Source organism: Shewanella sp. AC34-MNA-CIBAN-0136, assembly GCF_040309945.1.
Taxonomy (GTDB): domain Bacteria; phylum Pseudomonadota; class Gammaproteobacteria; order Enterobacterales; family Shewanellaceae; genus Shewanella.
In genome coordinates, this window is sequence record NZ_JBEOPJ010000110.1 from 1 (window position 1) to 234 (window position 234).

The 234-nt window shown below is 51.3% G+C and carries 2 tRNA genes; both read right to left on the reverse strand.

The features are described 5' to 3' along the window. Positions 1–2: 2 nt before the first annotated feature. A tRNA-Asp gene (locus tag AAEY94_RS20845) sits at positions 3–76 on the reverse strand. An 80-nt stretch (positions 77–156) separates the two neighbouring features. Beyond that, positions 157–233, reverse strand: a tRNA-Asp gene (locus AAEY94_RS20850). Position 234: the final 1 nt, after the last annotated feature.

Below are 234 nucleotides of genomic sequence, written 5' to 3' on the forward strand. Positions count from 1 at the left end.
GGCGGAGCGGACGGGACTCGAACCCGCGACCCCCGGCGTGACAGGCCGGTATTCTAACCAACTGAACTACCGCTCCAAAACGGTTTGTATACACTTAATAAAACTAACAATAGTATAAAAATTATCTGTTTTATTAAGTGTAAACAGTCACTTGAATGGCGGAGCGGACGGGACTCGAACCCGCGACCCCCGGCGTGACAGGCCGGTATTCTAACCAACTGAACTACCGCTCCA